The sequence below is a fragment of the Pseudomonas sp. LBUM1652 genome, assembly GCF_059716105.1.
The window spans coordinates 2,170,611-2,183,867 of sequence record NZ_CP166804.1; the positions used below are offsets into that span (position 1 = coordinate 2,170,611).

General features: G+C 59.1%; 14 protein-coding genes. 1 reads left to right on the forward strand and 13 read right to left on the reverse strand.

Going from position 1 to position 13,257, the window contains the following annotated elements; all coding sequences use genetic code 11:
* Positions 1–165: 165 nt before the first annotated feature.
* From ACA069_RS09860 to ccoG, 5 genes are all read right to left on the reverse strand, one after another.
* On the reverse strand, positions 166–849 hold the full coding sequence (locus ACA069_RS09860) for a sulfite exporter TauE/SafE family protein (protein WP_187681069.1): 684 nt from the start codon (positions 847–849) through the stop codon (positions 166–168).
* Positions 842–1,054, reverse strand: a complete 213-nt coding sequence (gene ccoS, locus ACA069_RS09865) for a cbb3-type cytochrome oxidase assembly protein CcoS (protein WP_187681070.1) — start codon at positions 1,052–1,054, stop codon at positions 842–844. The genes ACA069_RS09860 and ccoS overlap by 8 nt, the downstream gene beginning before the upstream one ends.
* A 22-nt stretch (positions 1,055–1,076) precedes the next feature.
* Positions 1,077–3,527: a heavy metal translocating P-type ATPase gene (locus tag ACA069_RS09870; protein ID WP_497617241.1), complete on the reverse strand. Its 2,451-nt coding sequence runs from the start codon at positions 3,525–3,527 to the stop codon at positions 1,077–1,079.
* A gap of 213 nt (positions 3,528–3,740) precedes the next feature.
* Positions 3,741–4,280 carry a FixH family protein gene (locus ACA069_RS09875; RefSeq protein WP_187681072.1) on the reverse strand — a complete coding sequence of 180 codons (540 nt, stop codon included), beginning with the start codon at positions 4,278–4,280 and terminating at the stop codon, positions 3,741–3,743.
* Between the two features lie 11 nt (positions 4,281–4,291).
* Positions 4,292–5,707: a cytochrome c oxidase accessory protein CcoG gene (gene ccoG / locus ACA069_RS09880; RefSeq protein WP_187681073.1), complete on the reverse strand. Its 1,416-nt coding sequence runs from the start codon at positions 5,705–5,707 to the stop codon at positions 4,292–4,294.
* Positions 5,708–6,154: 447 nt separating this feature from the next.
* On the opposite strand from ccoG, the gene ACA069_RS09885 reads away from it, so the two are divergent.
* Positions 6,155–7,159, forward strand: a complete 1,005-nt coding sequence (locus ACA069_RS09885) for a metallophosphoesterase family protein (protein ID WP_497617243.1) — start codon at positions 6,155–6,157, stop codon at positions 7,157–7,159.
* Positions 7,160–7,203: 44 nt separating this feature from the next.
* Here ACA069_RS09885 and ACA069_RS09890 read toward each other — a convergent pair whose 3' ends face one another.
* From ACA069_RS09890 to ACA069_RS09925, 8 genes are all read right to left on the reverse strand, one after another.
* Positions 7,204–7,623 carry a type II toxin-antitoxin system VapC family toxin gene (locus tag ACA069_RS09890; protein ID WP_497617244.1) on the reverse strand — a complete coding sequence of 140 codons (420 nt, stop codon included), beginning with the start codon at positions 7,621–7,623 and terminating at the stop codon, positions 7,204–7,206.
* The gene (locus ACA069_RS09895; protein WP_187681087.1) at positions 7,623–7,877 is read right to left on the reverse strand and encodes a type II toxin-antitoxin system Phd/YefM family antitoxin; all 255 of its coding nucleotides are present in this window, start codon (positions 7,875–7,877) and stop codon (positions 7,623–7,625) included. Before ACA069_RS09895 ends, ACA069_RS09890 begins: the two co-directional genes overlap by 1 nt.
* Before the next feature lie 523 nt (positions 7,878–8,400).
* Entirely contained in the window at positions 8,401–9,384 is a 984-nt protein-coding gene (gene ccoP, locus ACA069_RS09900) for a cytochrome-c oxidase, cbb3-type subunit III (protein WP_187681076.1), read from the reverse strand.
* Positions 9,381–9,566: a CcoQ/FixQ family Cbb3-type cytochrome c oxidase assembly chaperone gene (locus tag ACA069_RS09905; protein WP_003175465.1), complete on the reverse strand. Its 186-nt coding sequence runs from the start codon at positions 9,564–9,566 to the stop codon at positions 9,381–9,383. Before ACA069_RS09905 ends, ccoP (ACA069_RS09900) begins: the two co-directional genes overlap by 4 nt.
* A gap of 5 nt (positions 9,567–9,571) precedes the next feature.
* Positions 9,572–10,180, reverse strand: coding sequence for a cytochrome-c oxidase, cbb3-type subunit II (gene ccoO, locus ACA069_RS09910; RefSeq protein WP_095047713.1), 609 nt, complete (start codon positions 10,178–10,180; stop codon positions 9,572–9,574).
* Entirely contained in the window at positions 10,180–11,622 is a 1,443-nt protein-coding gene (gene ccoN, locus ACA069_RS09915) for a cytochrome-c oxidase, cbb3-type subunit I (RefSeq protein WP_187681077.1), read from the reverse strand. The genes ccoO and ccoN overlap by 1 nt, the downstream gene beginning before the upstream one ends.
* Before the next feature lie 482 nt (positions 11,623–12,104).
* Positions 12,105–13,058, reverse strand: a complete 954-nt coding sequence (ccoP, locus tag ACA069_RS09920) for a cytochrome-c oxidase, cbb3-type subunit III (protein ID WP_497617246.1) — start codon at positions 13,056–13,058, stop codon at positions 12,105–12,107.
* Complete coding sequence (locus ACA069_RS09925) at positions 13,055–13,252, reverse strand: cbb3-type cytochrome oxidase subunit 3 (RefSeq protein WP_497617247.1); 198 nt, start codon at positions 13,250–13,252, stop codon at positions 13,055–13,057. The genes ccoP (ACA069_RS09920) and ACA069_RS09925 overlap by 4 nt, the downstream gene beginning before the upstream one ends.
* Positions 13,253–13,257: the final 5 nt, after the last annotated feature.

Here is a 13,257-nt window from a genome sequence, read left to right on the forward strand (position 1 = left end):
TGGCCCGGTTTTTGTGGTGAGGGGATTTATCCCCGATGGCCCGCGAAGCGCGCGCCACATTCCAACAGTCATAACGTGCCGACAGGTTTACGACTGCTTCGCAGCCGGTCGGGGATAAATCCCCTCACCACAGTAGATATCACTGGATCAAAGCCTTGCTTAAGGTCAGTGGCCCATCAACCAATGCTGATGGGGGCCGGGTAAGGTCCAGATACCGAACAGAATCACTAGAACCCCGCCCGCCATGCGCACGCTACGTTTGCGCAGCAGCGCAGTCACCCGTTCCGCCGCCAGCCCGGTGGCGAGCAAAACCGGCCAAGTCCCCAGCCCGAACGCGAGCATCAACAACGCACTGTCCAGCGCATTGCCCTGGCTCGCCGACCACAGCAGTGTGCTGTAAACCAGTCCGCACGGCAGCCAGCCCCACAAGGCGCCGAGCAGCAAGGCGCGGGGCAGGCTCGACACTGGCAGCAGGCGGTTGGCTACCGGTTGGATGTAACGCCACAAACCGCGCCCAAGGCTTTCGATGCGGGTCAGTCCGCTCCACCAACCGGCCAGATACAAGCCCATGGCAATCAGCAACAGCCCGGCCAGCACGCGCATAAACAGCGCAGCGGGGCTGTTGGCCACCGCCCAACCGGCGAGGCCGATCAGCAATCCGGCTGTCGCATAACTGAGAATTCGCCCAAGGTTATAGGCCAGCAGCAAGCGAAAGCGCCGACTGCGCTGCTCCTTGGGAATCGCCAGCGTCAGCGCGCCCATCAAACCGCCGCACATCCCCAAGCAATGGCCGCCACCCAGCAGGCCGAGGATCAGTGCCGAAACCAGCAGTGGTGCCAGTTCAAGCATGGGGTGGTGCCTTGTCGTCCGGTTTGCTGGCGTTGGCTTCGTCCACGGCGGCGGTGTGGTTCGGGTCCTGATCGTCGAACAGGATGCTGTGGGCCGGGCTGTCGAGGTCGTCGTACTGACCGCTGTCCACCGCCCAGAAGAAGATGTACACGGCGATGGCCACGATCAGCAGCGCGGCCGGAATCATCACGTAGAGAGCTGGCATCTGTACTCCAGGCCCGCGCGGCTCAGGCCGGCAGCGGGCGGGTGTCTGACGAGGGGCGGGCGACCGGCGCGCTCGGCAGGCGAGTCAGGCGCAGGGCGTTGAGCACCACGGTCAACGAACTGATCGACATGCCGACCGCCGCCCACACTGGAGTGATCCAGCCGAGGGCGGCGAACGGCAACATGAGGCCATTGTACAGCGCGGCCCACAGCAGGTTCTCGATGATTACCCGGCGGGTGCGTCGCGCCAGTGTGAACGCTTGCACCAAGGCGTCGAGACGGTTGGACAGCAGCACTGCATCGGCGCTGGTTTTCGCCAGATCGGTGGCCGAGCCCATGGCTACGCTGATGTCGGCGGCGGCCAAAACCGGCACATCGTTGACCCCGTCGCCGAGCATCAGCACTTTGCGACCTTCCTTGTGCAACTGTTGCAATACTTGCAGCTTGTCGTCCGGGCGCAGGCCACCTCGTGCCTCGTCGATACCCAGTTCGGCAGCGACACTGGCGACCATTGGCGAACTGTCGCCGGACAACAGCAAGGTACGCCAGCCGCGCGCCTTGCAAGCGGCAAGCAGGGCGGGCGCATCGTCGCGTAGACGGTCGTCGAGGACGAACCAGGCCAGTGGTCCCGAGCTGTCACCGAGCAGCAGCCACTGGCCTGGCTCATCCGGCATCGTTGGCATCAGGGCGCCGCTAAGGGCGCAGACAAATTCCGCCTGGCCGATGCGCAAACGCTGTTCGCCGACCAATCCTTCGAGACCAAGCCCCGGTGTGCTCTGGACTTCTTCAGCCGCCAAAGGTGCACGGCCGAAGGCGCGGGCAATCGGATGTTCCGAACGGTTCTCCAGCGCGGCGGCAAGGCTCAGGCATTGATCGCTGTTCAGAGAGCCCAGCGGACGGATCGAACGCAGCACCAGTCGGCCTTCGGTCAGCGTCCCGGTCTTGTCGAAGATCACCGTGTCGATCTGATTCAAACCTTCCAGCACATGACCGCGGGTCAGCAGCAGACCGAGTTTGTGCAGGGTGCCAGTAGCAGCAGTAAGCGCAGTCGGCGTCGCCAGCGACAGTGCGCAAGGGCAAGTCGCAACCAGCATGGCGAGGACGATCCAGAAGGCGCGCGATGAATCCAGCTGCCACCACAACAGGCCGATGGCGGCGGCGGCGATCAGTGACAACAGCAAGAACCATTGCGCGGCGCGGTCGGCGATCTCTGCCAGTCGCGGTTTCTCGGCCTGAGCGCGATCGAGCAAACGGACGATGGCCGACAGGCGCGTGTCGTGACCCAAGGCCTGCACTTGCACGGTCAGCGCACCTTCGACGTTGAGCGTGCCGGCTGTCACGGCATCGCCCGGCATACGCGGCTGCGGCAGGTATTCACCAGTGAGCAGCGACTCATCGATGCTCGATTGGCCGTCGAGAATCTTGCCGTCCGCCGGCAGAATCGAACCCGGTTGCACCAGAATCTGATCGCCAAGGCGCAATTCGCTGAGCAGGATGCGCTCGCTCTGGCCGGCCTCGTCGAGTCGCAGGCACGAGGCGGGCAGCAGATTGACAAGCTGTGCAGTGGCTGCGGCCGTGCGTTCTCGGGCACGGCGTTCCAGATAACGTCCGGCGAGCAGAAACAGGGCAAACATGCCGACTGCATCGAAATACAGTTCGCCGACGCCAGTGATCGACGTCCAGATCCCGGCGATGTAGGCGCTGCCAATCGCCAGCGACACCGAGACGTCCATGGTCAGGTGGCGGGTGCGCAGGTCACGCATGGCGCCTTTGAAAAACGGTGCGCAGCTGTAGAACACGATTGGCGTGGTCAGAAACAGCGCAACCCAGCGCAGAATCGTGTGCAGTTCGGGACTGAGATCGATGTTGAATTCCGGCCAGGTCGCCATGGTCGCCATCATCGCCTGGAACCACAGCAGGCCCGCGACGCCAAGCTGACGCAGGGCAAGGCGGTTTTCACTGGCCAGTTGTTCGCTGGCGCGGTCGGCCTGATACGGGTGGGCGGCGTAACCGATGTGCCGCAGTTCGGCGAGGATCTGGCTCAGCGGCAATTGCCCGTCGGCCCAACGCACATGCAAGCGATGGTTGGAAAGGTTCAAACGGGCTTCGGCGACTGCCGGCAGCGTGCGCAGGTGTTTCTCGATCAGCCAGCCGCAGGCAGCGCAACTGATGCCTTCCATCAACAGGGTGGTTTCGGCGAGATCGCCTTCATGGCGCACGAAGGGTTTCTGCACATCGGCGCGGTCGTACAGCGCCAGTTCGTCGACCAGTTGCACCGGCAGCGCGTCGGGATTGGCCGAGGCTTCGCTGCGGTGCCGGTAATAGCTTTCCAGACCACCGGCCACGATGGCTTCGGCCACAGCCTGGCAGCCGGGGCAGCAGAACTCGCGGGACTCCCCGAGTACGACGGCGGTGAAGCGGCTGCCGGACGGGACGGGCAGGGCGCAGTGGTAGCAGGGGAGTGGGGTGGTCATGGCATCTTTGAGGGGGCAAGCCCTTGTATTTGAGTTGTCCGCTTGCCCTCACCCCAGCCCTCTCCCGGAGGGAGAGGGAGCCGATTGATGTTGGCCGCGGAAGCAGCTTCATTCGCTGACATCGTCACTGTCGTACACACAACATGCAAACGCTCGAGATCAGTCCCCTCTCCTGGGGGAGAGGGTTAGGGTGAGGGGGATTCTGAAGGTGACTTACTTCTTCAGGTCTTCGGCGCCTTGCAGCGGTTCATCACCGAGCAGGAGCTCCTTGTCATGATTGACCAGTTCTTCTTCGAACATCCGCCACACGTGATCATCCTGCGACCCCAGCAACTCGACAAACCGGCGGCCGTCGATCTTGTCGCTCAACTGGCCGATGTAACGGCCCTGTTCTGTTTCGCTGCGGGTCAGGACGATCTTGCGATCCTTCTCCGGCTGGGTCGGTGAGATCAGGTTCAGCTCCAGCGTTTTTGGCTGACTGTCGCCGCTCAAACGCAGGTCGACTTCGCCGGTCACGTCATCCAGATGCACGGCAGCGCGCATCTTCAGCGTCTGCGCCAGCAGTTCGCGATCCAGCGAGCGGTTGATGCCTTTGCCGGCCTCGTAGTAATTGTCGTTGACCAGATTGTCCGGGTTATTCACCGCAATGGTCACCATGGACAGGGTCAGCGTCACCGAACAGGCCAGAATCGCGATGATGATCCAGGGCCAAAGGTGCTTGTACCAGGGACTTGCGGCGTTTGCTGCGGGCATGTTCAGTTCTCTCAACGGATTTGTGGGCCGATGAATCGGCTCTTGGCTTCAACGTGGACGCTGTCGTCATCGGCATCCTTGAGGATGAATTTCACCTCGTTGGTGCTCGATGGTAATTGTTCCGGTGCGCTCGACAACTCGACCGGCATACTGAAAATCTCCCCCGCCTGAACCTTGATCTCGCGTTTGCCTTGCAGACGCAGATCCGGCAGGCCGGCGGCTTCCAGCACGTAGGTGTGGTCGCGCTGATCCTTGTTCATGATTTTCAGGCTGTAGACGTTTTCGATCCGGCCTTCGGCGTTTTCGCGGTACAGCACGCGATCCTTGCTGACGTCGAAACCCACCAGCGAACGCATGACGAACGCCGTCACCAACAGGCTGATCATCGCCAGCAACACCACCGCATAGCCGATCAGGCGAGGCCGCAGTTTATGGGTTTTCTGGCCGGACAGGTTGTGCTCGGTGGTGTAGCTGATCAGGCCGCGCGGGTAATCCATCTTGTCCATGATGCTGTCGCAGGCGTCGATGCATGCCGCGCAGCCGATGCACTCGATCTGCAGGCCGTCGCGGATGTCGATGCCGGTCGGGCAGACCTGGACGCACATGGTGCAGTCGATGCAGTCGCCCAGGCCCTGAGCCTTGTAGTCGATGCCTTTCTTGCGCGGGCCACGGCTTTCGCCACGACGCGGGTCGTAGGAAACGATCAGTGTGTCCTTGTCGAACATCACGCTCTGGAAGCGCGCGTACGGGCACATGTAAATGCACACTTGCTCACGCAACCAGCCGGCGTTGCCGTACGTGGCGAGGGTGAAGAAACCGACCCAGAAATACGACCAGCCATCGGCTTGCCCGGTGAAGAATTCGAAGACCAGTTCGCGGATAGGCGAGAAATAGCCGACGAAGGTCATGCCGGTGACGAAGCCGATCAACAGCCACAGCGAGTGCTTGGCGAGTTTGCGCAGTAACTTGTTGCCGCTCATCGGCGCCTTGTCGAGCTTGATCCGCTGGTTGCGGTCGCCCTCGGTGACCTTCTCGCACCACATGAAAATCCACGTCCACACACTTTGCGGGCAGGTATAGCCGCACCAGACGCGGCCGGCATAAACGGTGATGAAGAACAGGCCGAATGCCGCAATGATCAGCAGGCCCGAGAGCAGAATGAAATCTTGTGGCCAGAAGGTGGCGCCAAAGATGAAGAACTTGCGCTCCGGCAAGTTCCACCACACGGCTTGATGGCCGCCCCAGTTCAGCCAGACCGTACCGAAATACAGCAGGAACAGCGCGGCGCCGCCCATCATCCGCAGATTGCGGAACAGTCCGGTGAAAGCCCGGGTGTAGATTTTTTCTCGAGAGGCGTAAAGATCGACGCTGTTGTTCGCGTTTTTGCTCGGTGGCGTGACGTCGTGTACCGGAATCTGGTTACTCATCATTGCATCCCACGGCAGTGGAAAAATGCCTCGGTCGATACGTGCCGACCGCGGTCAGAAAGGGCGTTGCAGTGGCCCAATGATACGCCTGTCACCCCGACGAACGGGTGCGACCTTTGGTCGCGTTGGGGAAAATCAATTGATGGTGTAGTGATCTGGGTCAATTGACTTCTGCGCCTCAACGGTTTTGCGCATGCAGATGGGAGAGTCTAGGTGATTCATGACCTTCTTGCTGGCGCGTCGAGTTCAGCATTCGCTGTAATGGATGCTTGAAAAAGTTTCAGGTCAGTTAAATGGAAGTTGGTTGGCTGTTTGTTTGTACTGCTGAAATATATTAATTTAATTGCCTCGGGTTTGGCCTTTGATGTTTTCTGTTTTTTCCAATATGTTGATTTCAGCAATATTGATTTGCTTTTAACTTTCTAACTTTATATGGAAATGAATACGATGGCTTCTCATGGAGTTCTACGATTTTTGCTCGGCATTTTTTTGTTATCTTCGGCTACTTGGGTTCAGGCGTTAGAGGGAACTCCTCGACATATGGTGTTTGCCTCTGATACCCAGTATCCCTGGACAGACAAAACGGATAGCCAGCAACCGGAGTCCGATGCGGACTTCAAAGTCCGCTCGAAATGGCTGGTTGAAACGCAACTTGCCAGTATTGCTGCTTTTCGCAACAGCCAGGGTGGGCAGGCACAGGTGCCACTCATGATCAATGGCGATATCACAGCGTTTGGTCATGGTTGGCAGCGTTCTTACATGAAGGCTGCATTGGATCAGCACTTCAAGGGCGAGTATCTGTACGGTCTGGGTAATCACGATTATGAAAACAATGTCGACGATTGTTTTAGCAATAGCTGCGCGGCGGGCAGTATCGTTGAGTTTAAAGAACATCATGAAAACAAGGTGGATAACTTTGACTTGAAGATCACCAGTGGTTTCTTGAGCAATACTTATTCGGGCAGTCTCGCTTACTCAACGAATATCGGTGAAGTCCATCTGGTTCAACTCAATAATGAGCCGACGTATACGGCCCGAATTGCGCATGCACTAAACCCCACTACTTTCAATATCAACAGCGCCTTGGATTGGCTGGAAAAAGATCTCAGTACCGCCAAGACTCAAGGTTACGCCATCATCATCAACATGCATAAGCCGTTTGATATGCAGGGTAACGAGGCGCAACTGAGACGCTTCCGTGAAATGCTCGATAAATATCAGGTCACTGCTGTATTTGCCGGTCATTTGCATCAGGATGGCGGTAGTTCTTACTGGCTGGGCAATGTGCCGATGTACCTGAGTGGGGCAACCTCGCAACAAACCTACCTGATCACCAGTTTCACCGAGGATCGCAAGCAACTGCAGATCTATCTGGTGGAGAACAATAAATGGCAGAACCGGAAGTTGATCGATACGATCCCGGTGAAATCAATCTGGGCCAGGCGTCCATGAAAAAGGCCCCGCCAATTCTCGTTGGCGGGGCCTTTTCAGTTGTTTCATGCGTTGGCGGCGAGCCAGGGGTTTATCAAATGAACACCGCTCATTTCAAAGTCTGCGACATTACGGGTGACGACCGTCAATCCGTGTACAAGCGCGGTGGCGGCGATCAGCGCGTCGCATTCATTGGAGCGATCAGGGACATGCAGTTGTGCGCATCGTGTGGCAACTGCGCTATCAACCGACAGGATTCTTCCCGAGAACGCAGGTTTGACGTGACGCTCCAGCCAGTTACGCAGCAGGCCACCTTGGGGAGGGTCTCGGCGCTCGATGCGCAGAATGCCGGTTTCCAGTTCGAGCACAGTCATTGCCGACAAATACAGGTTTGCCGCAGGGATGCTGTTAGCCCAGGCCACCACTTGTTTATCGGCTTGGGGTTTTCGCAATTCAGAAATCACATTGGTATCGAGTAGAAACATCAGGACAGATCCACACTACGAGGAATAATGATGGCGCGCTCTGGTTCGAATTCGATTTCCGAAGCGCCAGGCATGACCAGCAGATCAACGATGCTGGTCTGATTGCCCGTCAGTTTTTGGTACTCCTCAATGCTTAGCAGCACATGTGCAGGCTTGCCACGATCAGTAATGATGACCGGGCCTTGGTGCGCAGCTTTTTTGGCACCACTTGTGTCTTGATTGAATTCGCGGCTGGAAATGGTCGTGATGGCCATCATGTTCGGCCTCCAGAAGTTCTGATGTAGAAACGTTACTACCATGAGGGTGTCCCTGCAATCGGAAAACTGGGTGGGGACGATCGGCTTGTCACCGTCACTTCGACTGAGCGAAAGCACGCCCGCAAGCTGGCGGGCGTGCTGGGTGTTTCGGTTGGCGTTTGATGTACTGCACTGATCAGAGCAATCGGCCGCCTCCGAGGCCGTCCAGGCCACCGCCGTTGCCTGGACTGGCCAGGGCTCGGAGAGCTGAATCTGCGGATTTGGCGGGTTCTGGTGCAGGACGGAGAAAGTCGTCGGGATGGTGCGGTAATGGCTTGGCTGGCAGTGTGATTTTGTCATTCTTAAACATGCGACTTCATCCTTGAAGTTAACCCGATGTCGATCATCGGGATCGGCAAAACGCTACAGGGCCTCGGTATCCGGGTCTATTGGGTAAATGTCTCAAGTGATGACTATGCAATAAAAAAGGCCCCGCCAATTCTCATTGGCGGGGCCATTTTTATTGCGTGAAGCGTGGGCCTTACTGCGCCTCGGCTTCCGCTGGTTTCTCACCATGGGACAGGCTGTAAACATACGCCGCCAGCAGGTGCACCTTGTCGTTGCCTTGCAACTGCTCCTGCGCAGGCATCTGGCCCTGACGGCCGTAACGGATGGTCTGCTGCAGTTGCGCGAAGCTCGAACCGTAGATGAACGCGCCCGGGTGAGTCAGGTCAGGCGCGCCCATGGCTGGGGTGCCTTTACCCGCCGGGCCGTGGCAAGCCACGCAGTTGGCGGCGAACAGTTTGCCGCCGTTGGCCGGATCAGCCTTGGTGCCTTCCGGCAGTTTGCGGCCATCAAGATTAGTGATCACGTAAGCGGCGACGTCGGCAACGCCTTGTTCACCAATCACTTCGGCCCAGGCCGGCATCACGGCGTGACGACCGCCCATGATGGTGGTCTTGATGGTTTCCGGCTCGCCGCCCCAGCGCCAGTCGGCGTCGGTCAGGTTAGGGAAACCATAGGCACCCTTGGCGTCGGAACCGTGGCAGACCGAGCAGTTGGAGGCGAACAGACGGCCGCCCATCTTCAGCGCTTGTGGGTCCTTGGCGACTTCCTCGATCGGCATGGCAGCGAATTTGGCGAAAATCGGACCGAACTTGGCGTCCGAACGAGCCATTTCCTTTTCCCACTCGTGAACGCCGGTCCAGCCAGTCTGGCCGTTGGCGAACGCGGTCTGCTTGTCGGTATCAAGGTAGTTGTAGCCCGGCAGCAGGCCTTTCCAGTTACCCAGGCCCGGGTACAGCACCAGATAACCCAGTGCAAACACGATGGTGCCCACGAACAGCATGAACCACCATTTCGGCAGTGGGTTGTCGTACTCCTCGATCCCGTCGAAGGAGTGGCCGACCGTCTCGTCCGTCTGTTCGCTGCGCTGGCCCTTGCGGGTCGACAGCAGCAGCCAGGTCAGGGCGAAGATCGTACCGAGACTGAGGACTGTGACGTACAGACTCCAGAATGTAGTCATTCTTTGTTACTCCTAGAAGCTTGCTCGACGTGCTTGATGGCTTCGGGATCATCCGCAAAAGGCAGCAAGGTCGCGTCTTCAAACTCCGACTTGCGCTTGGGGCTGAACACCCACAGCGCCAGACCGATGAAGGCCACCATCACGACAACGGTGCCCAGGCCACGAATCATCCCGATATCCATCTAATTCACCGTTTGCTTTTGATGATGGTGCCCAGGCCTTGCAGATAGGCCACCAGCGCGTCCATTTCGGTTTTGCCCTTCACGGCATCTTTGGCACCGGCGATGTCTTCGTCGGTGTAAGGGACGCCGAGCGTGCGCAACACTTCCATTTTCTTGGCCGTGTCTTTGCCGTCGAGCTTGTTTTCCACGAGGAACGGGTAAGCCGGCATTTTCGACTCTGGGACGACGTTGCGCGGGTTGTACAAGTGCGCACGTTGCCAGTCATCGGAGTAACGACCGCCCACACGGGCCAGGTCCGGACCGGTACGTTTGGAACCCCACAGGAACGGGTGATCCCAGACGCTTTCACCGGCGACGGAGTAGTGGCCATAGCGTTCGGTTTCAGCGCGGAACGGACGGATCATCTGCGAGTGGCAGCCGACACAGCCGTTGGCGATGTAAACGTCGCGGCCTTCCAGTTCCAGCGCCGAACGTGGCTTCATGCCTTCGACCGGCTTGTTGGTGACGTCCTGGAAAAACAGCGGAACGATTTGGGTCAGGCCGCCAACGCTGACAGCGATGACCATGAAGAAGGCCAGCAGGCCAATATTCTTCTCGACAGCTTCATGCTTCATCAGTGAGCTCCAACGACAGCGATCTGGGCAGCGGCTTCGGCTTCAGCCGGGTTCGAGGCGCGCACGGTGCGCCAGACGTTGTAAGCCATCAGGAACATGCCGCTGGCGAAGAATGCACCGCCCAGCGCACGGACGATGTAGCCCGGGTGGCTGGCTTGCAGCGCTTCAACGAACGAGTAGGTGAGGGTGCCGTCGTCGTTGATTGCACGCCACATCAGGCCTTGGGTGATGCCGTTGACCCACATCGACGCGATGTACAGCACGGTGCCGATGGTCGCGAGCCAGAAGTGCGCGTTGATCAGGCCGGTGCTGTGCATCTGCGCGCGACCGAACAGGCGCGGGATCATGTGGTAGATCGCGCCGATCGAGATCATCGCCACCCAGCCCAGAGCGCCGGCGTGTACGTGGCCGATGGTCCAGTCGGTGTAGTGCGAGAGCGAGTTGACGGTCTTGATCGCCATCATCGGACCTTCGAAGGTCGACATGCCGTAGAACGCCAGGGAAACCACGAGGAAACGCAGGATCGGGTCGGTGCGCAATTTATGCCACGCGCCCGACAGGGTCATCATGCCGTTGATCATGCCGCCCCAGCTTGGCGCCAGCAGAATGATCGACATCGCCATGCCCAGCGATTGAGCCCAATCCGGCAGCGCGGTGTAGTGCAGGTGGTGCGGGCCAGCCCAGATGTACAGGGTGATCAGTGCCCAGAAGTGCACGATCGACAGGCGATAGGAGTAGATCGGACGTTCGGCCTGTTTCGGCACGAAGTAGTACATCATCCCGAGGAAACCGGTGGTCAGGAAAAAGCCTACGGCGTTGTGGCCGTACCACCACTGGATCATCGCGTCGGTGGCGCCGGAGTAGGCGGAGTAGGACTTGAACAGGCTGACCGGCAGCGACATGTGGTTGACGATGTGCAGCATCGCGGTCACGACGATGAAGGCGCCGTAGAACCAGTTGCCGACGTAGATGTGCTTGGTGTTGCGCTTAGTGATGGTGCCGAAGAACACCAGACCGTAGGTGACCCAGACAATGGCCAGCAGAATGGCGAGCGGCCATTCCAGTTCCGCGTATTCCTTGGTGGTGGTGTAACCCAGCGGCAAGGTAATGATTGCGCCGACGATCACCGCTTGCCAGCCCCAGAAGGTGAAGGCGGCGAGGCTGTCGGAAATCAGTCGCGTCTGGCAGGTTCGCTGCACGACATAGTAGGAAGTGGCAAACAGTGCACAGCCACCGAAGGCAAAAATCACCAGGTTTGTGTGCAACGGGCGCAGGCGTCCAAAGCTCGTCCACGGCAGACCGAAGTTCAATTCCGGCCAGACCAGTTGCGAGGCGATGAAGACACCGAGCCCCATGCCAAGGATCCCCCAGACCACCGTCATGATGGCGAACTGGCGGACTACCTTATAGTTATAAGCAGTCGGACTGATTGCTGTGCTCATTCTAAGGTTCCACGGTTTGGGTGTTTTATTAGGATTAGAATCGGCCGCAAGTATGCAGAGAGCAGGGGGTCATTGCAACGCGCCATGACCTGGGTCAATGCTTTCCAGCGCTGATTCTGCGGCCTTTCCATGCGCCGCGTAAGGTCAAAATTGGCCTCGGACAAAATGTCGCAGCGGACGAAAAAAGCGAGGGGTTCAGATCGCGCGTAACGGGGTGTGTTCAAACGGCCTGTTCGGGTGACGGACGGCAAATGGCACGACAGCCGGTATCTGCCGGCCTTTGCGGCCACGTCAGTCAGCCGGTTCGAAGAACACAGCGGTTAGCGTTGACCTGGAACCGGCACGAGCCAGTCCGCATCGACCAAGCGTAGACCCGAATCCGGGGAACCGAAAGGAGAGGGTGTAAAGGGGTGCGACAATGCGTCGCAAAGGGGTGGGGATCTGCCGCACCGAGAATGGTGCGGCAGAGGTGTGTGCAATGATTACTTTTTATTGTCTTCAGTAATCAGGTTGTCTGTATTCAATCCATGGCTAAGGCTGTACACATAAGCTGCCAGCAATTGCACTTTATCGTTGCCCAGCAGTTCGTTCTGCGCCGGCATGTGCCCCTGACGACCATGGCGAATGGTCTGCTCAAGCTGGGTCAGGCTGGTGCCGTAGATGAATCCGGCCGGGTGCGTCAGGTTCGGTGCGCCCATGGCTTCAGTGCCGTTGCCGGTTGCCCCGTGGCAGGCGACGCACGTGGTGCTGAACGCCTGCTGCCCGGCTTGCAGATCTGCCTTGCTGTCGGCTGGCAATGGCAGACCAGCCAGTTCGTGACGCACGTATGCGGCGACGTTCTTCACCCCAGCCTCGCCGAGCACTTCGCCCCAGGCGGGCATGGCCGCCATCCGGCCACCCATGATGGTGGTCTTGATGGTGTCGGCATTACCGCCCCAGCGCCAGTCGCTGTCGGCCAGGTTAGGGAAACCGAATGCCCCCTTGGCGTCCGAGCCGTGGCACACCGAGCAGTTTGAGGCGAACAAGCGGCCACCCATTTTCAGCGCCTGTGGGTCCTTCGCTACTTCTTCCACTGGCATGGCGGCAAATTTGGCGAAGATCGGGCCGAATTTGGCGTCAGCCTTGTTCATCTCCTTTTCCCACTCATGCACGCCGGTCCAGCCGTCCTCGTAGCCGGGCAGGATGCCTTTCCAGTTACCCAGGCCCGGATACAGAATCAGATAGCCCACGGAAAACACCAGCGTGCCGGCGAACAGCATGAACCACCACTGCGGCAGCGGGTTGTCGTACTCCTCGATGCCGTCGAAGCTGTGGCCCATGGTCTGGTCGACGCTGCCCTTGGTCTCGCCCCGGCGTGTGCCGATCAGCAGCCACGTCAGGCCGATCAGGCTGCCGATGGTCAGTACGCAGATCCACGTACTCCAGAAGGTGGTCATGGCCGGGTACTCCTTGGTTCAGATGCTGGGGGGGGGTCGGGTTGCGGCTCGTCGGCGAACGGCAGCAGGCGTGCTTCGGCAAATTCCGGATTGCGCTTGCCGTTGAACACCCAAAGCGTCAGGCCGACGAAGGCGACAAACACCACGACCGTGCCGAGGCCGCGAATCAGGCCTGCACTCATTTCAATGACCATCGTGC

Excerpts from the sequence above, each read along its gene's own strand:
- ACA069_RS09860 (WP_187681069.1), bottom strand. The coding sequence starts at position 849 with ATGCTTGAACTGGCACCACTGCTGGTTTCGGCACTGATCCTCGGCCTG.
- ccoS (WP_187681070.1), bottom strand. The coding sequence starts at position 1,054 with ATGCCAGCTCTCTACGTGATGATTCCGGCCGCGCTGCTGATCGTGGCC.
- ACA069_RS09870 (WP_497617241.1), bottom strand. The coding sequence starts at position 3,527 with ATGACCACCCCACTCCCCTGCTACCACTGCGCCCTGCCCGTCCCGTCC.
- ACA069_RS09875 (WP_187681072.1), bottom strand. The coding sequence starts at position 4,280 with ATGCCCGCAGCAAACGCCGCAAGTCCCTGGTACAAGCACCTTTGGCCC.
- ccoG (WP_187681073.1), bottom strand. The coding sequence starts at position 5,707 with ATGAGTAACCAGATTCCGGTACACGACGTCACGCCACCGAGCAAAAAC.
- ACA069_RS09885 (WP_497617243.1), top strand. The coding sequence starts at position 6,155 with ATGGCTTCTCATGGAGTTCTACGATTTTTGCTCGGCATTTTTTTGTTA.
- ACA069_RS09890 (WP_497617244.1), bottom strand. The coding sequence starts at position 7,623 with ATGTTTCTACTCGATACCAATGTGATTTCTGAATTGCGAAAACCCCAA.
- ACA069_RS09895 (WP_187681087.1), bottom strand. The coding sequence starts at position 7,877 with ATGGCCATCACGACCATTTCCAGCCGCGAATTCAATCAAGACACAAGT.
- ccoP (WP_187681076.1), bottom strand. The coding sequence starts at position 9,384 with ATGACTACATTCTGGAGTCTGTACGTCACAGTCCTCAGTCTCGGTACG.
- ACA069_RS09905 (WP_003175465.1), bottom strand. The coding sequence starts at position 9,566 with ATGGATATCGGGATGATTCGTGGCCTGGGCACCGTTGTCGTGATGGTG.
- ccoO (WP_095047713.1), bottom strand. The coding sequence starts at position 10,180 with ATGAAGCATGAAGCTGTCGAGAAGAATATTGGCCTGCTGGCCTTCTTC.
- ccoN (WP_187681077.1), bottom strand. The coding sequence starts at position 11,622 with ATGAGCACAGCAATCAGTCCGACTGCTTATAACTATAAGGTAGTCCGC.
- ccoP (WP_497617246.1), bottom strand. The coding sequence starts at position 13,058 with ATGACCACCTTCTGGAGTACGTGGATCTGCGTACTGACCATCGGCAGC.
- ACA069_RS09925 (WP_497617247.1), bottom strand. The coding sequence starts at position 13,252 with ATGGTCATTGAAATGAGTGCAGGCCTGATTCGCGGCCTCGGCACGGTC.